The 19,488-nt window shown below is 71.2% G+C and carries 16 protein-coding genes; 7 read left to right on the top strand and 9 right to left on the bottom strand.

Annotated features, from left to right (window positions below):
* Positions 1–139: 139 nt before the first annotated feature.
* The 4 genes from ABZ883_RS30135 to panB form a co-directional block, all read right to left on the bottom strand.
* Positions 140–850 (bottom strand): zf-HC2 domain-containing protein, encoded by a 711-nt coding sequence (locus tag ABZ883_RS30135; RefSeq protein ID WP_360911606.1) that lies wholly within the window; start codon positions 848–850, stop codon positions 140–142.
* The gene (locus ABZ883_RS30130; protein WP_360911604.1) at positions 847–1,380 is read right to left on the bottom strand and encodes a sigma-70 family RNA polymerase sigma factor; all 534 of its coding nucleotides are present in this window, start codon (positions 1,378–1,380) and stop codon (positions 847–849) included. The genes ABZ883_RS30135 and ABZ883_RS30130 overlap by 4 nt, the downstream gene beginning before the upstream one ends.
* 59 nt (positions 1,381–1,439) lie before the next feature.
* Positions 1,440–1,988, bottom strand: coding sequence for a hypothetical protein (locus ABZ883_RS30125; RefSeq protein ID WP_360911602.1), 549 nt, complete (start codon positions 1,986–1,988; stop codon positions 1,440–1,442).
* 217 nt (positions 1,989–2,205) lie between these two features.
* Positions 2,206–3,087 (bottom strand): 3-methyl-2-oxobutanoate hydroxymethyltransferase, encoded by an 882-nt coding sequence (gene panB, locus ABZ883_RS30120; RefSeq protein WP_360911600.1) that lies wholly within the window; start codon positions 3,085–3,087, stop codon positions 2,206–2,208.
* A gap of 168 nt (positions 3,088–3,255) precedes the next feature.
* Here panB and ABZ883_RS30115 point away from each other — a divergent pair, with 168 nt between their 5' ends.
* The 4 genes from ABZ883_RS30115 (at position 3,256) to ABZ883_RS30100 (ending at position 8,017) form a co-directional block, all read left to right on the top strand.
* The gene (locus ABZ883_RS30115; protein ID WP_360911598.1) at positions 3,256–4,860 is read left to right on the top strand and encodes a DHA2 family efflux MFS transporter permease subunit; all 1,605 of its coding nucleotides are present in this window, start codon (positions 3,256–3,258) and stop codon (positions 4,858–4,860) included.
* Positions 4,857–5,501, top strand: a complete 645-nt coding sequence (locus ABZ883_RS30110; protein WP_360911596.1) for a TetR/AcrR family transcriptional regulator — start codon at positions 4,857–4,859, stop codon at positions 5,499–5,501. The genes ABZ883_RS30115 and ABZ883_RS30110 overlap by 4 nt, the downstream gene beginning before the upstream one ends.
* A 150-nt stretch (positions 5,502–5,651) precedes the next feature.
* Positions 5,652–6,686 (top strand): endonuclease/exonuclease/phosphatase family protein, encoded by a 1,035-nt coding sequence (locus tag ABZ883_RS30105; RefSeq protein ID WP_360911595.1) that lies wholly within the window; start codon positions 5,652–5,654, stop codon positions 6,684–6,686.
* Between the two features lie 119 nt (positions 6,687–6,805).
* Positions 6,806–8,017, top strand: a complete 1,212-nt coding sequence (locus ABZ883_RS30100) for an MFS transporter (RefSeq protein ID WP_360911593.1) — start codon at positions 6,806–6,808, stop codon at positions 8,015–8,017.
* A gap of 821 nt (positions 8,018–8,838) precedes the next feature.
* Here ABZ883_RS30100 and ABZ883_RS30095 read toward each other — a convergent pair.
* Positions 8,839–10,596, bottom strand: coding sequence for an NAD+ synthase (locus tag ABZ883_RS30095; RefSeq protein WP_360911591.1), 1,758 nt, complete (start codon positions 10,594–10,596; stop codon positions 8,839–8,841).
* A gap of 199 nt (positions 10,597–10,795) precedes the next feature.
* On the opposite strand from ABZ883_RS30095, the gene ABZ883_RS30090 reads away from it, so the two are divergent.
* The gene (locus ABZ883_RS30090; protein ID WP_360911589.1) at positions 10,796–12,157 is read left to right on the top strand and encodes a glutamine synthetase family protein; all 1,362 of its coding nucleotides are present in this window, start codon (positions 10,796–10,798) and stop codon (positions 12,155–12,157) included.
* A 510-nt stretch (positions 12,158–12,667) separates the two neighbouring features.
* On the opposite strand, the gene pstS is transcribed toward ABZ883_RS30090, so the two are convergent.
* The gene (gene pstS, locus ABZ883_RS30085) at positions 12,668–14,416 is read right to left on the bottom strand and encodes a phosphate ABC transporter substrate-binding protein PstS (RefSeq protein WP_360911587.1); all 1,749 of its coding nucleotides are present in this window, start codon (positions 14,414–14,416) and stop codon (positions 12,668–12,670) included.
* Between the two features lie 449 nt (positions 14,417–14,865).
* Between pstS and ABZ883_RS30080 the strand changes: the two genes are divergently transcribed.
* On the top strand, positions 14,866–15,396 hold the full coding sequence (locus tag ABZ883_RS30080) for a DUF6368 family protein (RefSeq protein ID WP_360911585.1): 531 nt from the start codon (positions 14,866–14,868) through the stop codon (positions 15,394–15,396).
* Positions 15,397–15,478: 82 nt separating this feature from the next.
* On the opposite strand, the gene glpK is transcribed toward ABZ883_RS30080, so the two are convergent.
* Positions 15,479–16,993 (bottom strand): glycerol kinase GlpK, encoded by a 1,515-nt coding sequence (glpK, locus tag ABZ883_RS30075; protein WP_360911583.1) that lies wholly within the window; start codon positions 16,991–16,993, stop codon positions 15,479–15,481.
* 47 nt (positions 16,994–17,040) lie between these two features.
* Positions 17,041–17,808, bottom strand: a complete 768-nt coding sequence (locus tag ABZ883_RS30070) for an IclR family transcriptional regulator (RefSeq protein ID WP_360911581.1) — start codon at positions 17,806–17,808, stop codon at positions 17,041–17,043.
* A gap of 183 nt (positions 17,809–17,991) precedes the next feature.
* On the opposite strand from ABZ883_RS30070, the gene ABZ883_RS30065 reads away from it, so the two are divergent.
* Positions 17,992–18,426: an ATP-binding protein gene (locus ABZ883_RS30065; RefSeq protein WP_360911580.1), complete on the top strand. Its 435-nt coding sequence runs from the start codon at positions 17,992–17,994 to the stop codon at positions 18,424–18,426.
* Positions 18,427–18,444: 18 nt separating this feature from the next.
* On the opposite strand, the gene ABZ883_RS30060 is transcribed toward ABZ883_RS30065, so the two are convergent.
* Positions 18,445–19,488, bottom strand: coding sequence for a TolB-like translocation protein (locus ABZ883_RS30060; RefSeq protein ID WP_360911578.1), 1,044 nt, complete (start codon positions 19,486–19,488; stop codon positions 18,445–18,447).

Raw genomic sequence — 19,488 nt, 5'->3', positions numbered from 1 at the left:
CTGCTGCGCCGGCCGGATCTGGCGGAGCGTGCCGCGGACGTCCTCGCGTGGGTGTGGACGCAGACGGTCCTGCCGGACTGGCCGCGGCGGCGGCGCGCGCATCGCGCGTCCCCCCTCGGCTCTTCCGGCCCCGCAGGGCTCAGACGTTCACCGACACCAGCCGCTGCCCCTGCGCCGTGATGACGTCGAAGCGCGCGATGTCGTCCGGCTGCATCCCCGCCGACCCGTCGAGCGTCAGCGGCTGCGGCTGGGCGGAGGTGCCGTAACCCGCCGTCGGGACGCTCCAGGTGGAGACGGTCTGCTGCGAGCCGTCCTTGCCGATGGCGACGAGGCGGCAGGTGAGCGGGCCCTGGACGCCGGAGAGGTTGAGGCCGACCTCGCTGCCCCACTTCTTCTCGTTGACGCCGACCGTGGCCTTGACGCCCGTGGCGGTGTCGGAGCTCTTGAACTCCTGGGCGTAGGTGTGCGCCGCCGGGGAGTCCGAACCGCCGGAGGCCAGCACCGCGACCGTCGGGCCGCCGATGATCAGGGCGACCGAGGCGGCGAGCGCGAACATCCTGCGCCGGGCGCGGGTCTTGCGCTCGTCGGAGACCTTGCCGAGCAGCTTGCCGAGGACCGCGTCGCCGCTGGGCGGCAGCGGTGCGCCGGCGCCGGCGGGGGCGAGTTCGGCGAGCACGGGCACCAGCCCGCTCAGCTCGTCGAGCTGCTGCCCGCACTGGTGGCAGATGGCCAGGTGCTCCTCGAAGCGCGCCATGTCGGCGTCGTCGAGGACGCCGAGGACGTAGGCCCCGACGTCGACGTGCGGGTCGTGAGGCGTACCTGCCCCGGAACCGTAACCGTAGACCGTCACGAGGTGGTCACACCCCTTTCCTCAAGAGCGATTTTCAGTGAGCGGAGGGCATAGAAGACCCGCGAGCGCACGGTGCCGGGCGGTACCCCCAGCGCCGCCGCGGCCTCGTTGACCGTCCGGCCCTTGAAGTACGTTTCGATCAGCACCTGGCGGTGGGCCTCGGTGAGATCTTCCAGTGCGTCGGAGATCGTCATCAGCCTCAGGGAGCGTTCGAGTTCGTCCTCGGCCGGGAGCTGGTCGAGGGCGGCCGGGGAGGCCTCCGGGGGCCGTGCCTGACGGCTGCGGTGGCCGTCTATCACGATCCGTCGGGCGACCGTCACCAACCAGGGCCGCAATGACCGGGCGCCCGGGTCGAGCCGCGAGGCGCTCTTCCATGCGCGCAGGAGGGTTTCCTGCACGACGTCCTCGGCGAGGTAGCGGTCACCGCCGACCAGCCGAAGGACGTATGCGAAGAGAGCGCCCGCGTGTTCGCGGTAGAGCGCCCGCATGAGGTCCTCTTCGGGGACCCCACCTGAGCGATGGTCGGCCACGAGCGCATCCTGCCCTACTGATCGCTGCGGGTCGAGTCCTCGCAATGCCTGCTGTCCCATCAGTATCCGTCTGACCCGTTCTGGGTGGTGGCGCTCTTCGGCCGTGCGCCGGGCACGGCCTTCTCGCCTTGGATGTCGGCCGCGAACCAGACCCGGTCCACGCCCTGGCCCCTGGTGTCGCCCGGGTTCTTGTCGCCCGTGAAGCGGTAGAGCGGCCAGCCGTTCAGCGTGAGCTGGAGGGATCCGTCGGGACGCTTGACGCTGCCGACCAGGTTCTGGTCGACGCCCTGCACCTGGGTGTCCGAGACCGCGGCGGCCGGCAGCCACCGGGTCGCGCACGGGCCGGCGCAGGTCGCCGTCGGCGGGACGTTCCTGTCCTGGTCGAAGCGGTAGAGGACCCACCCCTGGTTGTCGGTGACGAGCGTGCCCAGCTGGGCGTTGTCCACGGTCCGCAGTCCCGCCGCCTGCTGTGTGGCGGAGGGCTGGGGAAGGACCGCGTCCACCGGGGGACCGCTGCCGCCGCTCGCGTTGCAGGCGGTGGCAGCGATCAGCATCGTGGCGGCGAAGGCCCCCGCGATCACTGATCGGTGCAGCTTGTCAAGGCTCATGCCTGTGCCCCCGGCATTCCTGGTCGGTGCTCCGCCGCCCCCTGGTGGGCGGCTGCCCACTCATACGCGCGGGGGCCCGGGTGTACTCAACCGTCCCGGAAAAAACTTCCGCCCCGGGGAGGGGGATTCCCGGGGCGGAAGCAGGCGGCAGGGCGCACCGCCGCTCAGGAGGGTCTTCGGGGGGCCGGACCTCGCAGGACGTCCCCGGCGGGAGACCTCAGTGGAAGCTGTGTTCCGCGGCGGGGTAGGCCCCGCCGGCCACGTCCTCCGCGAAGGCCTTCGCGGCGCCGCCGAGCGTCTCGCGCAGGGCGGCGTACTGCTTGACGAAGCGCGGCACGTGGCCGCCCGTCATCCCCGCCATGTCGGTCCACACCAGCACCTGGGCGTCGCACTCCGCGCCCGCGCCGATGCCGACGGTCGGAATGTGCAGGCTGCGGGTGACCTCCGCGGCCAGCTCGGCCGGGACCAGCTCCAGGACAACGGCGAAGGCGCCCGCGTCCTGCACGGCCTTGGCGTCGCGCAGCAGCTGCTGGGCCGCCTCCTCGCCGCGGCCCTGCACGGTGTAGCCGCCGAAGGCGTTGACGGACTGCGGGGTGAGGCCGATGTGGGCCATCACGGGGATGCCGGCCTGGACCAGCAGCTCGATCTGGTGGGCGGAGCGCTCGCCGCCCTCCAGCTTCACGGCGCCGACGCCGGCCTCCTTCAGCAGGCGGGTGGCGCTGCGCAGCGCCTGCGTCGGGCCCTCCTGGTACGAGCCGAAGGGCAGGTCGCCGATCACCATCGCGCGCTTGGTGCCGCGCACGACGGCGGCGGCGAGCATCGTCATCTCGTCCAGCGTGACCGGGACGGTGCTGTCGTAGCCGAGGTGGCAGTTGCCCATGGAGTCGCCGACCAGCAGGACGGGGATGCCGGCCTCGTCGAAGACGGAGGCGGTCATCGCGTCGTAGGCGGTGAGCATGGGCCACTTCTCGCCGCGCTCCTTGGCGGCGGCGATGTCCCGGACCGTGATGCGGCGGGTCCCCTTGCCCCCGTACAGCGCCTTGCTGCTGTCGGGTGCGGACGGGGCGGGCGGCTGGGCGGCCGAAACGGCGTGCGTCATCGCAACGCTCCTTGTGTTCATCTCGAGGCGCCCTGACGGCGTCCCCGGACCGTTTCCATGCTGACACGACCTGCCGTCCGCGCAAAGGGGGACTCCGGTCCCGCCGCTTTGCCGAGGTTTTACAATACGAGACGGTCTCGTATCGAAACTCGGGTCTAGCGTGGGACCATGTCCGCCGACGTGCCGCAGATCCGGCCCCTCAGCGTCCCGGAGGCGGTTCACCGCCGCCGCTGGGCGATACTCAGCGTCCTGTTGCTCAGCCTCCTCGTGGTGGTGCTGGACAACTCGATCCTCAACGTGGCGATGAAGACCATCGCCGAGCCCGCCCCGACCGGACTGGGTGCCACCCAGAGCCAGCTGGAGTGGGCGATCAACTCCTACACGCTGGTCTTCGCTGGTCTGCTCTTCACCGCCGGTCTGCTCGGCGACCGGATCGGCCGCAAGAAGGTGCTGCTCTTCGGCATGGTCGCCTTCGGCATCGGATCGGTGCTGTCGGCCTTCGCCGGCTCCTCCGGGGAACTGATCGCCTTCCGCGCCGTCATGGGCTTCGGCGGCGCGTTCGTCATGCCCGCCACCCTCGCCATCATCATCAATGTCTTCGAGCGCGAGGAGCAGCCCAAGGCGATCGGCATCTGGACCGGCGCCGTGGGCCTGGGCATCGCCATCGGACCGGTCACCGGCGGCCTGCTGCTCCAGCACTTCTGGTGGGGCTCGGTCTTCCTGGTGAACGTGCCGATCATCCTGGTCGCGCTGGTGGCGATGGTGCTGCTCGTCCCCGACTCCCGCGACCCGCGGCCGGGCCGGCTCGACCCCATCGGTGTGCTGTTGTCCATCGTCGGCCTCGTGCTGCTGGTGTACGGCATCATCAAGGGCGGCCAGCTGGCCGACTTCGGCGCCCCCGCGGCCTGGACGACCATCGTCGGCGGCCTGGTGATCCTGGGCGCGTTCGTCTGGTTCGAGGCGCGCAGCACCCACCCCGCCTTCGACGTGGCGTACTTCCGCAACCCGACCTTCTCGGCCTCGGTCTCCGCGATCGGCCTGGTCTTCTTCGCGCTCATGGGCGTGACGTTCTTCATGGTCTTCTACATGCAGAGCGTGCGCGGCTACAGCGCCCTGGAGTCAGGCCTGCTGCTGCTCCCGCTCGCCGTCGCCCAGCTGATCTTCGCGCCACGGGCCCGGCTCGTCGTCGACCGCGTCGGCGCCCGGGCGACCTGCGGCGCCGGCCTCGGGCTGATCGCGCTGTCCTTCCTCGGCTTCCAGCTGCTGGACTCCGACAGCCCGATCTGGATCCTCGAGGTGCTGTTCTTCCTGATGGGCACGGCGATGGCGCACGTCATGCCGCCGGCGACCGTCGCCATCATGTCCTCGCTGCCGCGCGAGAAGGCCGGTTCGGGCTCGGCCGTCAACAACACCTTCCGGCAGGTCGGCGGCGCCCTCGGCGTGGCAGTCCTCGGCTCGGTGATGTCCACGGTCTACCGTGACGGCATCAAGGACCATCTGACCGGCCTCCCCGCCGGCGTGCAGCACCAGGCCGGCGAGTCCATCGAGGCCACCCGGGCCGTCGCCGAGCACATGGGGCCCGCGGGCAAGGCGCTGATCGCCCCCGCCACCGACGCCTTCATCCACGCCATCCACGTCACCGCGCTGGCCTCGACCGCCGTCGCCCTGCTCGGGATGGTCGTCGTGCTGCTCTTCCTGCCGCGCAAGGGCGCCGCGGCGCGGCCCGCGGGCGGCGGGGAGCGTGAGGCCCGTCCGGTGGAGGTGGGCCGATGACGTTGCCGGTGACGCCCGCGCGGGAGGACTCCGAGGCCGGACGGCCCCGGTGCCCGCGCGGGCGTCCGCGCAGCGCGGAGGCCGACTCGGCGATCGTCGAGGCCGTCCTGCGGCTCATCGAGGAGGGCGCCACCATCGGCGGGCTGTCCATGGAGGGCATCGCCCGCGCCGCGGGCGTCGGCAAGGCCACCGTCTACCGGCGCTGGCCCGGCAAGGACGCCCTCATGCTGGACGTCCTGCGCTCCGTCGACGAGGAGGCGCCCGAACTCGCCGGCGTCTCGGTCCGCGACGACCTGGTGACCTGCGTGGAGTTCATACGGCGCCGCGCCCTGGTCAAGCGGTCGTCCGCGCTCATGCGCAACGTCCTCGCCCAGTTCCAGAACGTGCCCGAGCTGTGGGCCGCCTACCACGACACCGTCATCGTCACCCGCCGCCGGCAGGTCGCCGAGGTGCTGGCGCGCGGTATCCGCGAGGGCGAACTGCGCGACGACGTGGACCTGGAACTTCTCAGCGACCTCTTCGTCGGGCCTATGCTCTCCCGCGTGATGCTCCGCCCGGAGGCCTCGCTCCCGGACGGACTGTCCGAGCAGATCGTGGACTCGGTGCTGGGCGGGGTGCGTGCCGTGCGTGGCGCGCCCTGAGCGGGCGGTAACGGGGGGAATGTGCCCGTTGTGTCACAGGCGGCCTCCCGCCACCCTTCGCGGGAACCCGCCGTCCGGCGCGCCCCGTCCTCCTTGTGTCGATCCCCTATGGTCGACTGAGCACTTCGCAAGACAGTGAGGACTTCCCCCATGGCCCAGGCGTACGACGCGAACGTGACCACCGACGGCGGCGGAGAGCCGCGACGCGGGTCCGGCGCGGCGGGACGACTCAGGCGCTGGATCGGGAAGTTCAGGGACGGCATGTGGCGGCGCGGCATCATCACCGCCGTACTGGCGGTCCTCACGGCCCTGGTGATGGGCTTTCACGGTGCCCTGCCCAACCGGATCGGCAACGTGGGCAGCCTGACCGAGACCTTCCTGCCGTGGGTCGGCCTGGCGATCCCGGTCCTGCTCGTGATCGCGCTGCTGCGGCGCTCGGCGACCGCGCTGATCGCACTCCTGGTGCCGGTGCTGGTCTGGGCCAACTTCTTCGGCGGCCTGCTCTCCGACAAGCACACCGGCGGCGGCGATCTGACCGTGCTGACGCACAACGTCAACGCCGACAACCCCGACCCGGCCGGCACCGCCCGCGACCTCATCGCCTCCGGCGCCGACGTGATCGCCCTGGAGGAGATCGCCGTCGGTCAGGCGCCCTCGTACGAGCACGGCCTCAAGGCCGCCTACCCGTACCACTCGGTGCAGGGCACGGTCGGGTTGTGGAGCAAGTACCCGCTCACCGGCGTGCGCCCGGTCGACATCGGGCTCGGCTGGGTCCGCGCCATGCGGGCCGCGATCACCACACCGGACGGGAAGGCCGCGGTCTACGTGGCCCACCTGCCCTCGGTGCGGGTCAAGTTCAACGCGGGCTTCACGGCCGGGGAGCGGGACCACAGCGCCGACGACCTCGGCGAGGCCATCGCCGGGGAGAAGATGCCCGACGTGATCCTCATGGGCGACCTCAACGGGACCATGAACGACCGCGCGCTCGCCAACATCACCTCGCAGATGCGCTCCACGCAGGGCGCCGCCGGCCACGGGTTCGGCTTCAGCTGGCCCGCCGACTTCCCGATGGCGCGGATCGACCAGATCCTCGTCAGGGGCGCGGAACCCACCGACTCCTGGGTGCTGCCGGCGACCGACAGCGACCACCGGCCGGTGGCCGCGAAAGTGGCTCTCTCGCAGTAAGCGGGTTTAACGTGCCGTTCGTCTGTGGGTGACGCCACGGGAAGAATGGTCGGGGAGAGTTTGTTCCGAAGATAAACTAATGGGGCTCCCCGCCTCCCACCTCCCCGGAAGGGTCACTCATGCCTCTCGCCCTGCTCGCACTGGCGATCAGCGCATTCGGCATCGGCACGACGGAGTTCGTGATGATGGGCCTGCTGCCCAACGTCGCGGACGACCTGCACACCTCCATCCCGACCGCCGGCTACCTCGTCTCCGGCTACGCCCTCGGCGTCGTCATCGGCGCGCCCGCGCTCGCCGCCCTCACCACGCGCATGCCGCGCAAGGCCCTGCTCATCATGCTCATGGGCCTGTTCACGGTCGGCAACACCCTCTCCGCGCTCGCCCCCGGCTTCGGCTGGCTGCTCGCCGGGCGCATCGTCGCCGGGCTCCCGCACGGTGCCTTCTTCGGCGCCGGCGCGGTCGTGGCCGCCGGCATGGTCGACCCGGCCCGCAGGGCCCGCGCGGTCTCCCTCATGATCGCCGGGCTCACCGTCGCCAACATCGTGGGCGTCCCCGCGGCCACGCTCATGGGCCAGCACCTGGGATGGCGGGCCACGTTCCTCACCGTCGGAGTGATCGGCCTCCTCGCCATGGCCAGCATCGCGCTCCTCGTCCCGCGCCTGCCCATGACGCCGGGCGGCGGACTGCGGCACGAACTCTCGGTCTTCCGCAACGGACAGGTCTGGCTGGCACTCGCCACCACGATCTTCGGCTTCGCCGCGGTCTTCACGGTCTACAGCTACGTCACGCCGCTGCTCACCAAGGTCGCCGGCTTCGGCGAGAGCAGTGTCACGATCGTGCTCGCGCTCTTCGGTGTCGGCGCCACCATAGGCAACCTGCTCGGCGGCCGCCTCGCCGACCGGGCCCTGCGGCCCGCCCTGCTCGGCAGCCTCGGCGCGCTCGCGGTCGTCCTGCTCCTTTTCACGGTGACCGCGCACGCGCAGTGGAGCGCCGCGCTCACCGTCGTCCTCCTCGGGATCGCGGCGTTCGCCGCGGGCTCGCCCCTGATGATGCTCGTCATGGACAAGGCCCGGCAGGCCCCCGGCCTCGCCTCCGCCGCGAACCAGGCGGCGTTCAACCTCGCCAACGCGGGCGGCGCGTGGCTCGGCGGGTTCGTCATCGCCCGCGGCCTGGGCTATGTCGCGCCCGCGGTGGCGGGGGCGGGGCTCGCCGTGTTCGGCGTCGCGATAGCGGGGGCGGCTGCGCTGCTGGAGCGGCGTGGCGGGGTGTCCGGGTCGCGGGTCGTGGCGGCGGGGGTGGTGCGGGGGGCGGCGCCCGAGCGGGTCGGCTAGCGCCTGGCCGCCTGGGTTTTTTCCCCGCCCTCCCGCCCGTGTACCCGGCAAGGTCTGGGCGCCCCGACGCGCGTTTCGTTGGGGGTCGGGTTCGGGGCCTCCGGGGCTGGCCATTCTGGACAGCACATTTCGGTGCCTCAGGTGCTTCCCATTGAGCACCCCGGGTCACGCACCCAAATATGCTCCACAGTCCAGAACACCCACCCCTACGACCCCGCCCCCTCAGGTCTCGTATCGCGCCTGATCCCCGGTGGGGGGTAGAGACGGCACCGTGCTCGGACCGGTCGTCGGCTCGGCGCCTGTTGTACGACCGCCGATGGTCGATCTGCGCCCCCTACCCTTCCGCCAGCCACTGGGCGCTGCGCTTCTCGGCCACAACGCGCCTGCGCCCGCCGCACGAGAAATCCGGGCGACGGGGTCGGCGTTTGCGCACGTCAGGGTGCCGCGGTTCTGTCGTATCCGCAGAACGCACTTTTGCTGTCCCCGGCTGCCGGGTGATCGCTCTCCCGCAACCGACTGCGCTGCGCCGACGGTGGCCCGGAGCACGGCCGCCCCCTACACCCCCCCTCCGGGGATCAGGCGCGTGACGAGACCTGAGGGGGCGGGGGTGGAGGGGTGGGTGTTCTGGACTGTGGAGCATATTTGGGTGCATGACCCCGGGCGCGCAGCGGACAGTGCCCGAGGCACCGAAATGTGCTGTCCAGAATGGCCAGCCCCGGAGGCCCCGCACCCGACACCCCAACAACGTGCGCCGGGGCAACTGACTTCACAGGGCACACGGGAGGGCGGGCGGGGAAAGAACCCGGTCCGGACGCGAAGCGTCAGGCGTGTTCGCGCCAGCGGTTCGTGATCGGGAGCCGCCGGTCCTTGCCGAACCCCTTCGCCGAGATCTTCGTCCCCGGCGGGTATTGCCGCCGCTTGTACTCCGCCGTGTCCACCATCCGCAGCACCTTGGCGACGAGTTCCGCGTCGAACCCGGCGGCGACGATCGCGTCGCGTCCCTGGTCCTGGTCGACGTACATCGCCAGCATCCGGTCCAGGACGTCGTAGTCCGGCAGGGAGTCCGTGTCGACCTGCCCCGGCCGCAGTTCCGCGCTGGGGGGCTTGGCGATGGAGTTCTCGGGGATGGGCGGGGTCTGGCCGCGCTCCGCCGCGGCGCGGTTCCGCCACTGCGCGAGGCGGAAGACGGTGGTCTTGTAGACGTCCTTGATGGGCCCGTACGCGCCGACGGAGTCGCCGTACAGGGTGGAGTAGCCGACCGCGAGCTCGCTCTTGTTGCCCGGGGCGAGCACGATGTGCCCCTCCTGGTTGGAGATGGCCATGAGCATCGTGCCGCGCAGGCGGGACTGGAGGTTCTCCTCGGCGAGGCCGGTGAGCCCGAGGGCGCCCATGTACGCGTCGAACATCGGGGCGATGGGGACGGTGCGGAAGTTGAGCCCGGTGCGCCGGGCGAGCTCGGCCGCGTCGTCCTTGGAGTGGTCCGAGGAGTACCGGGACGGCATGGAGACGCCGTAGACGTTGGCCGCCCCGACGGCGTCGCACGCGATGGCGGCGACGAGGGCGGAGTCGATGCCGCCGGAGAGCCCGATGAGGACGGAGCGGAAGCCGTTCTTGGCGACGTAGGCGCGCAGGCCGACCACGAGCGCGGTGTAGATCTCCTCGTCGTCGCCGAGCCGGGCCGCCTCCTCGCCGCGGACCTCCGGCTCGTACGCCGGGAGCGGCTCGGCGGAGAGCGTGACGTGCTCGATCTCCAGCCCGTCGTCCACGATGCCGCTGGGCACCTTGGCGGGGTCGGCGGCCGGCAGGTCGAGGTCGAGCAGGACGCAGCCCTCCTCGAACTGCGGGGCGCGGCCGATGACGTCGCCGGAGGCGGAGACGACGATGGAGTCGCCGTCGAAGACCAGCTCGTCCTGGCCGCCGATCATCGCACCGTAGGCGAGGGTGCAGCCGGCCTCCTGGGCCCGCTTGCGCACCAGCTCCAGCCGGGTGTCGTCCTTGGCGACCTCGTACGGGGAGGCGTTGATCGCGACCAGCAGCCCGGCTCCCGCGGTGCGGGCGGCGGGCACGCGGCCGCCGTCCTGCCACAGGTCCTCGCAGATGGCGAGGGCGACGTCGATCCCGTGCACGCGGACGACCGGCAGGGTGTCGCCGGGCACGAAGTAGCGGAACTCGTCGAAGACGCCGTAGTTGGGCAGGTGGTGCTTGGCGAACTTCAGCACGACCTTGCCGCCGTGCAGCACGGCGGCGGCGTTGCGGGGCGAGCCGGCCGGCTGGCCGTACCGCGGCTGGGCCTTCTCACTGCGGTCGAGGTAGCCGACGACCACCGGCAGGTCCCCGAAGCCCTCGGCGGCCAGGCGGGCCGCGAGCTGCTCCAGGGCGGTCCGGCTGGCTTCGACGAAGGAGGAGCGCAGCACGAGGTCCTCGACGGGATACCCGGTCAGCGCCATCTCCGGGAACGCCACGAGGTGGGCTCCCTGTTCGGCCGCGTGCCGGGTCCAGCGCACCACCGACTCCGCGTTGCCGGCGAGGTCGCCCACCGTGGAGTCGATCTGATTCAGAGCGAGGCGTAGTTGAGGCACGGCGCCCAGTGTAATCGTCAAACCGACGCGATGTAGGAGAGCGCGGCTGTGTGGCGCAAGCCACGTCCGTGCTTTCCCGACTGTCGTAGCGGCGCGACGGATGCGTAATCTTGTGGAAACCGCGGCGGGTGATACTGACGTGCTCCCGCCATGCCCTTGGCTGTGGTGCACAGGCCGTATGACCTGCAAGGATGTAGCTATGGACAAGCAGCAGGAGTTCGTTCTCCGCACCCTTGAGGAGCGGGACATCCGCTTTGTGCGGCTTTGGTTCACGGACGTGCTGGGCTATCTGAAGTCCGTGGCCGTCGCGCCGGCGGAACTGGAGCAGGCCTTCGACGAGGGCATCGGCTTCGACGGCTCCGCGATCGAGGGCTTCGCCCGGGTCTACGAGTCCGACATGATCGCCAAACCGGACCCCGGCAGCTTCCAGATCCTGCCGTGGCGCGCCGAGGCGCCCGGCACCGCCCGGATGTTCTGCGACATCCTCATGCCCGACGGCTCGCCGTCGTACGCGGACCCGCGCTTCGTCCTCAAGCGATCCCTGGCCAAGGCCTCCGACCTGGGGTTCACCTTCTACACGCACCCCGAGATCGAGTTCTTCCTGCTGAAGAACCTTCCGCTGGACGGCACCGTGCCGGTCCCGGCGGACAACTCCGGCTACTTCGACCACACGCCGCAGAACGTGGGCCAGGACTTCCGCCGCCAGGCGATCACCATGCTGGAGTCCATGGGCATCTCGGTGGAGTTCTCCCACCACGAGGGCGCCCCCGGCCAGCAGGAGATCGACCTGCGCTACGCGGACGCGCTGTCCACCGCCGACAACATCATGACCTTCCGGCTGGTCATGAAGCAGGTCGCGCTGGAGCAGGGCGTGAACGCCACCTTCATGCCCAAGCCCTTCAGCGAGCACCCCGGCTCCGGCATGCACACCCACCTGTCCCTCTTCGAGGGCGACCGCAACGCCTTCCACGAGTCCGGTGCCGAGTACCAGCTCTCCAAGGTCGGCCGCTCCTTCATCGCCGGCCTGCTGAAGTACGCCGGCGAGATCTCCGCGGTCACCAACCAGTGGGTCAACTCGTACAAGCGCATCTGGGGCGGCGCCAACCGCACCGCGGGCGCCGGCGGCGAGGCCCCCTCGTACATCTGCTGGGGCCACAACAACCGCTCCGCGCTGATCCGCGTGCCCATGTACAAGCCCGGCAAGACCGGCTCCACCCGCGTCGAGGTCCGCTCCCTCGACTCCGGCGCCAACCCCTACCTCGCCTACGCCGTGCTCCTCGCGGCCGGCCTCAAGGGCATCGAGCAGGGCATCGAGCTCCCCCCGGGCGCCGACGACGACGTCTGGGCCCTGTCCGACGCCGAGCGCCGCGCCCTCGGCATCGAGCCGCTGCCGCAGAACCTCGGTGAGGCCATCCACCTCATGGAGCGCAGCGAACTGGTCGCCGAGACGCTCGGTGAGCACGTCTTCGACTTCTTCCTCCGCAACAAGAAGCAGGAGTGGGAGGAGTACCGCTCCGAGGTCACGGCGTTCGAGCTCCGCAAGAACCTCCCGAACCTCTAGCCGCGGGCCAGGTACGACGCGATCCGGGCCGGCAGCGCGAAGCTGCCGGCCCGGCGTCGACTTGTTTCGCCCTGTGCCACCCGGGGGCTTCCCTGGTGTCCCGGTCGTCGGCCTGCTGGGGTGTACTGCCAGGATGTGCTGAAGCCCTGTGCACCGCTGGAGAGATCATGAAGCGTCGTTTCGGAGACGATCCCCTGGTGGACAGGATCAGTTCCTGCGCCGGGCTGGTGGTGGCTCTCCTGGTCCTGAGCGTGGGAGTCTCCCAGTACCGGCAGGGTGGGTCGGTCTGGTGGGCCCTCGTGCCCGCGCTCGGGGTTCTCAGCGAACTCCGCCTGGTGTGGCGCGCTTTCCGTTCGCGTCGCCCGCCGACAGCCGGGGCAGTCCGGAGTGACACGGCCGGCTGACAGCGATTGCGGGTCGCGCTGCCGGCGGGGCCGTACGAGGAGGCGTGAGCGCGGGGTGGCCGCGCTCACGCTCTCGTTCCGGGGCGAAGGCCCTGGGCCGGGCAGGTCAGATGACGGTCAGTGTGAGGACCGCGGTGTACGTGCCGGGCAGGGTGGTGGTGGGGGCGTCCAGGTGGAGTTCGGCGCCGAGGTCCGCGGTGCCGGGGCCGGTGCCGGTGGCCAGGGTCCGGGCGTCCCTCAGGCCGGTGCCGTCGCCGAGGGGGATCGGGTCGCCCGCGGTGACCGTGTGGACGTTGCCGCGGTTGGCGACGCTGGGGGTCCAGGTCAGGTGGCCGGCGTCGATGGTGTGGCCGGCCGGGTCCGTGAAGTCGCCGGCCTGGGCCGTGGCCGTCCAGCCGATGTTGCCGGGGCGGGTGTCGGTGACGGTGACCGGGGTCATCCGGCCCGAGGTGTGCAGGTACTCACCCGACTCACCGAGCAGCGGGTTCGGCAGTTCCACGTGCGGGTAGCCCGCGACGGACATCACCAACGTCCCGGGTTGGAGGGTCGTCGTGATGAACTGCGTCGCGTCGTCGAGGCCGGTGTCCTCGCACGAGGGACTGCTGCCCAGGCGGTCGCAGACGGACGGGTAAGGGGCCGTCTGGGCGAGGGTGTTGGTGCCGTCGGTGGAGAACGTGGGGTTCTGGCAGGTGCTGATGTCGATGCTCTCGACGTTGACGCCGGGGACCTTGCGGATCTGGGTCATACCCGCTTGCACGAGGTTGATGGGCAGCGGCGCGTACCCCAGGCTGTCCACGTGGCTCTGGCCCTTGCAGAGCGCGTAGTAGGCGAAGGCGCCCAGGGTCTTGCCCTTCTGGGCGGTGAAGTTCGACTCCAGCCTGGTCGGGACGATCATGTAGCTGTAGCTGGAGAGCGGATAGGCACGCGGGTCGGTGTCGTTGTAGACGCCGTCGAGGTTCTGCGTCATGTCCAGGTTGATCCGCGCGTTCAGCAGCGCCACCGAGACGTTCGGCGCCGTGGGCTCGACGTAGTACCCGGCCTTGTTGAGCACCTTGGCGACCGGGAAGCCGGTGGTGTACTTCGCGTACGAGTACTCGACGTACGTGATGGTGCCGATGTTGCCCTGGTGCGCGACGTAGCCGGCGACGCCGTTCGAGCCCGCCTGGGCGACGAAGCCGCTGCCCGCCACGGTGGGGTAGTTCGAGGTCGTCCCGCAGGGGGTGCTGCGGCCGGCCCGGCCGCAGTAGTCGTCCCACAGGGACGGGTACTGCTTGCTCATCCAGGTGCTGAACTGCGCCGTGGTGCCCGAGTTGTCGGCGCGCACCACCGGGACGACGGGGCGGTCGGGCAGCTTGGAGGCGATCGCGGGGTTGTCCGCCTTGATGGCGGGGTCGTTCCAGTTCGTGATCCGCCCGGTGAAGATCCTGGCGATGACCTCGCCGGACAGCCGCAGGCCGGTGACCCGCTTCCCGTCGATGGTGAGGTTGTACATGAAGGACGTGCCACCGGCCGTGATCGGCATGTAGGCGAAACTGCGCGTCGGCGGCACGTCGACGACGCCGGAGTCCGTCAAGCCGTAGGGGATCTCGGAGACGGCGAAGTCCACCGTGCTGTTGCGGAACTGGTTGCGGCCGTCCGACGAGCCCGTGCCGATGTAATTCATTATCAGGTCCGACTGCCGGACATCGGCCCGCCACTGGTCCAGCGCGTTCTGGCTCCAGGTTGACCCGGCTCCCGAGATCGGCACGTACGTCGCGGCGGTTGCGGGGGCGGCGCCGAACAGGAGGCCGGTCAGAAGGGTGAGAGCGGTGACGACTCTCAGGCGTGCGAGAAATGCCGGAAGCGAGCCGGGCATGGCGGAGTCTCCTGGTCGGTGTGGGTGAGTGCGGGCCGTCGGTGGAGCGGTTGCTCAGTGCCCGGGGCGGCGGTTGCGGACCTGAGGCGGGCTCGCCTGTTCATGCGCGCTCGGCGTCCCGGCGCCGGGCCGGTGCCAGCCGGTGCCGTCGGTTGCCGACCGCCCCCATGAACCATCGTTCCCCCCGTGTCGCGGAGCACGATGTCCGTGCCCGCGGCGCGATCAAGGGCCCCCCTGAGCCTTGTGCGCATCGCGCAAGCCTGCGCGTCCGGCCGCAACCCACGACGACGGACAGGTGAAGGACGAACGAACACGCTTGCCCTGGGCGACCGTTGAGCCTGATGCGGCTCAACCCGTTCGGTGCCGCGTCTGTCAGACCCTGGACCGTGTTCCCACATGCGCCGGACCGCTGACGCGGTGGGGGCTAGGATCGCGCCGTTGCCGGCCCGGTGTTGGTGATCGAGTTGCCCGCGGTGCCCTCCGCCGCGGTGGTCGGACGACTCCGCGACATGCTGGCGGGTATCTCGGCCTGGTTCGAGGAGCGGCGTCCCGGCTTCTACGACGTCAACGTCTTCGCGGACCGTATGGGCCCTGTGGAGCCCGGGGAGGCCGACTTGCGCCGGCCTTTCCTGGTGTCCGTGATGGGGCCCGGCATCGGGGACGAGGAGACCTTCGAAGCCGAGCATGAGGACGGGCCTGATCTGGAACCACTCGTCGGGTTCCGCCCCACGCATGCCGTGAACGTCATGGCCGGGTGCAACGACCGGATCGATCACGTCGCCACGGCCTTGTTGACGGCTTCCATCATGGACGTGGTCGGGGGCGTGGCCGGTGTCGAGCTGTGGGACGGCCAGATGCCCGTCGTGGCGGGCCTTCCCGGTGTGCTGGCGATGACGGACGATGCGTGGCCGACCGCGTTCGCCACAGCGGAGTTCCTGCGTGCGTGGGCAGCGCGGCCGGGCTTCCGGCTCCTCAAATAACCAGGGGCGCCGCCGGGGACGGCCCGCGCTGCTGACCGGCCGCCCGAGTGGCCCGCTGGCGCACCCGCACGGCGGCGCCCGGTCAGGGAGCCTTTGGGGGGCGGATCCAGCCGATGGAGCGTTCGACGGCGCGTTTCCAGCAGTCGTACTCGGCCTCGCGTTCCGCGGGTTCCATCGCGGGCAGCCACTGGGCCGCGCGGTGCCAGTTGCGGCGCAGGACCTTCAGGTCGGGCCAGTAGCCGGCGGCGAGGCCGGCGGCGTAGGCGGCGCCGAGGGAGACGGTCTCGGCGACCATGGGGCGCACCACGGGGACGTCGAGGACGTCGGCGAGGAACTGCATGAGGAGGTTGTCGGCGGTCATGCCGCCGTCGACCTTGAGTTCCTTCAGGGCGATCGAGGAGTCGGCGTTCATCGCGTCGACGACCTCGCGGGTCTGCCAGCCCGTGGCCTCCAGGACGGCGCGGGCCAGGTGGCCCTTGGTGATGTAGGAGGTGAGGCCGACGATGACGCCGCGGGCGTCGCTGCGCCAGTGCGGGGCGAAGAGCCCGGAGAAGGCGGGGACGATGTAGCAGCCGCCGTTGTCCTCGACCGTGCGGGCCAGCGTCTCGATCTCCGGCGCGCTGTTGATCAGGCCGAGGCGGTCCCGGAACCACTGGACGAGCGAGCCCGTGACGGCGATCGGGCCCTCCAGCGCGTAGACCGCGGGCTGTCCGTCGATCTTGTACGCGATGGTGGTGATCAGCCCGTGGTTCGAGCGCACGAGCCGGTCGCCGGTGTTGAGCAGCAGGAAGCTGCCGGTGCCGTACGTGCACTTCGCCTCGCCGGGGGAGAAGCAGGTCTGCCCGAACAGGGCGGCCTGCTGGTCGCCGAGGGCGGCGGCCAGGCGGACTCCGGGGAGCACGGCCTTGGCCTCGCCGTAGACCTCGGCCGAGGCGCGGATCTCCGGGAGCATCGCGCGGGGCACGCCGAAGAAGTCCAGCAGCTCGTCGTCCCAGGCCAGCGAGCGGAAGCTCATCAGCATGGTGCGGCTGGCGTTGGTGACGTCGGTGATGTGCAGGCCGCCGTCCGGGCCGCCGGTGAGGTTCCACAGCAGCCAGGTCTCCATCGTCCCGAAGAGCACCTCGCCGTTCGCGGCGCGTTCCCGCAGTCCGGGGGAGTGCTCGAAGAGCCAGCGCAGCCGGGGGGCGGAGAAGTAGGTGGAGGGCGGCAGGCAGCACCGTTCCATGAAGAATTCCGCCCCGGGGTCCCGCAGCAGCTCGTCGACGAGGGGGCCGGTGCGGGTGTCCTGCCAGACGATGGCCCGGCTCAGCGGGGTGCCGGTGGCGCGGTCCCACACGACGGCGGTCTCCCGCTGGTTCGCGATCCCGATGGCGGCGACCTCCTCGGGGGTGATGCCGGCCTCGGACAGTGCCTGCGGGACCACGCGCTGGAGGTTGCGCCAGATCTCCAGGGCGTCGTGCTCCACCCACCCGGGCTTGGGGAAGTGCTGCTGGTGCTCGCGCTGGGCGACCGCCACCAGGCGGCCGCGATGGTCGAACAGGATGCATCGGGTGGAGGTGGTGCCCTGGTCGATGGACAACACATACCGTTCAACCATGTCGGGGGCCTGCCTTCCGATGCGTTCGGGGCCAGCTGGGCGACCTGCTACCAGCGGGCCGCGCCCAGGTCTCTGGAGATCGCCCGTGCCGCCTCCCGGAGCAGGGTGACCATGGCCGGTTGCGGCCGGCCCTTGGAGTCGCAGATCCGCTCGACGGGGCCGGAGACCCCGATCGCGCCCACCACCAGCCCGCCGTGCCCCCGGATGGGTGCCGCGACGCTCGCCTCGCCCATCGACATCTCCTGCACCTCCGCGCCCCAGCCCTGCTCGCGGACCTCGGTGAGGGCGCGCTGGAGGTCGTCGGGGTCGGTCAGGGTGTGCCGGGTGTACGCCTCCAGCCCGGCGGCGACCGCCGCTTCCACGGGGCTGGCCCCGAACGCCATCAGCACCTTGCCGAGGGCGGAGGCGTGCAGCGGCAGCAGTACCCCCATGTCGAGGGTCTGCAGGCTGTCGTCGGGGCGGAAGACGTGGTGGACGATGAGCACCTGGCCCTCCAGGGGGGTGCCCAGCCGTACCGCCTCGCCGCTGCGCGCGGCCAGGGCGTCGGCCCAGTTGATGGAGCGCGATCGCAGGTCGTTGACGTCCAGGTAGCTGCTGCCCAGGTGCAGCAGGGCGGCGCCGAGCTGGTACTTCCCGGTCGCGGGGTCCTGCTCGACGAAGTCGACGTGCTGGAGGGTGCGCAGAATTCCGTGGGCGGTGCCCTTCGCCAGTCCCAGCGAGGCCGCCACCTCGCCGAGTCCCAGTCGGCGGGAGCCGCCGGCCAGCAGACGCAGGATCGCCGCCGCCCGTTCGATGGACTGGAGCGGGCCGGCCATGTATCGATCGTAGCCCGGCTGTTACGGGTCGGCAGCGGACGCGCTCCCGGAGGCCCCGGGGCGGGCGGATTGCGGCGTTCGGTAATGCCGACCCGGTTTCATTGCCCTTCGCCGGGTCTGTCAATACCGTTCCCACGACGCCCGGGTGCCCACGCCCGGCCGGGCCCCTCGGAGGGAGGACACATGGCGGCGGAGCCGAACACGATGCCGCAGCGTGAAGACGTGCACGTGGCCCCGCTCTCGCACATCCCCGGCGCCCTGTCCGTCGTGCGCCGGCGGGTGCGCGCGGTACTGGCCGACTGGAACCTCTGCCCCGAGCTGGCCGAGGACGTGCTCCTGGTGGTCTCCGAGCTGACCACCAACGCGATCGTGCACGCCCTGGGGCCCGCGACCCTGCGGGTGTCGTGGACCGCGCTGGACGGTCTGAGCGCCCTGCACATCGAGGTGACCGACTCCGGGCCGGCCAACCCCTGCGGGCCGCCCGGCGGCATCGACCCGGACGAGCACGGCCGGGGGCTCGGCATCGTCAAGGCACTGTCCGCCCGCTACGGCATGCGCACCGACTGCGAGGGCGTCACCCGCTGGGCGGAGCTCCCCGTGCGGGTGGTCGCCGCCTGATCCCGGGCCCGCCGGGCGTCACCCGAGGTAGGCCGGTGCCAGCGCGGCCGTGGCCATCCGCCGCGCCTTCCCGGTGCCGTCGGCCGGCACCGTCCACAGGTCGGCGCCGAAGTCGCCGGCGAGGGCGTAGACGATCGTGCGGTCGTCCCGCCAGACGACCTGGTCGTCCACGCTGCGCTCCTCCGCGAGCGGGCGCTCGCGCATTGTGGCGAGGTCCAGCACGTACAGGCGCCACGGGGCGTCGGGGGACAGGCCCGCGACGCGCCTCTTGAAGACCAGGCGGGTGCCGTCGGGGGACATCGAGGGGCATTCCACGTTGCTGCGCAGGGTGCGCACGCTCCGGGCCGCGACGTCGCCGCGCACCAGGTAGGTGCGGCCCGCGGTGCCCAGGGTGGCGTAGAAGTGCCCGTCGTCGGCGAAGGTCACGCCCCAGAAGTTGACGTCGGCCGCGTGGTAGGGCTTGCCGTCCTTGGTGATCGAGAAGTCCTCCAGGTTCTGGCGCAGGTCCCAGGTGCGCGTGTCGAGGACGGAGGTGCGGGTGGAGAAGTTGGTGCCGGCGTAGGAGTCGCCGCCGACGAAGACCGTCCAGGCGACCATGCGGCCGCTGGGGGAGACCCGGGCCCGGGTGGGGATGCCGGCCAGCGGGTAGCGGCGCAGCTCCTTCAGGTGCGCGTCGAGCACGACCGCCCGGTAGGAGTCCTGGACGGCGCCGTGCACGGCCTGGAGGCAGATGCCGGTGCCGGCTGCCGCGTAGAAGCGCAGGCACTTGGTGCCGGAGGCGGTACGGGCGCCGGTGGGGTCGTCGGCGGGGACCGTGGCGAGCTCGTCGCGGTGCGGTCCCCAGGCCATGTTCCGGAAGACCATGCGGGGCGCGTCCGGCGCGAGCGAGACGCTGCCCTCGGTGACGGCGGGACCGCCCGCCTGGGGGCGGTCCTTCTCGGCGGCCCGGTCCGCGGCGTGCAGCACGGCCGCCGCCGCGACGGCGGCCAGCACCGCCACCGCCGCAAGCAGCACGAGCAGGCGGTTCCGGTTGCTGAGGGGGGCGCTCTGGGCGCTGTCCAT

Origin of the sequence: Streptomyces sp. NPDC046977 (genome assembly GCF_040644455.1) — a bacterium.
Classification (GTDB): Bacteria; Actinomycetota; Actinomycetes; order Streptomycetales; family Streptomycetaceae; genus Actinacidiphila.
Note: the sequence above shows the minus strand (reverse complement) of the source record. Positions and strands in the feature narration are given on the sequence as shown.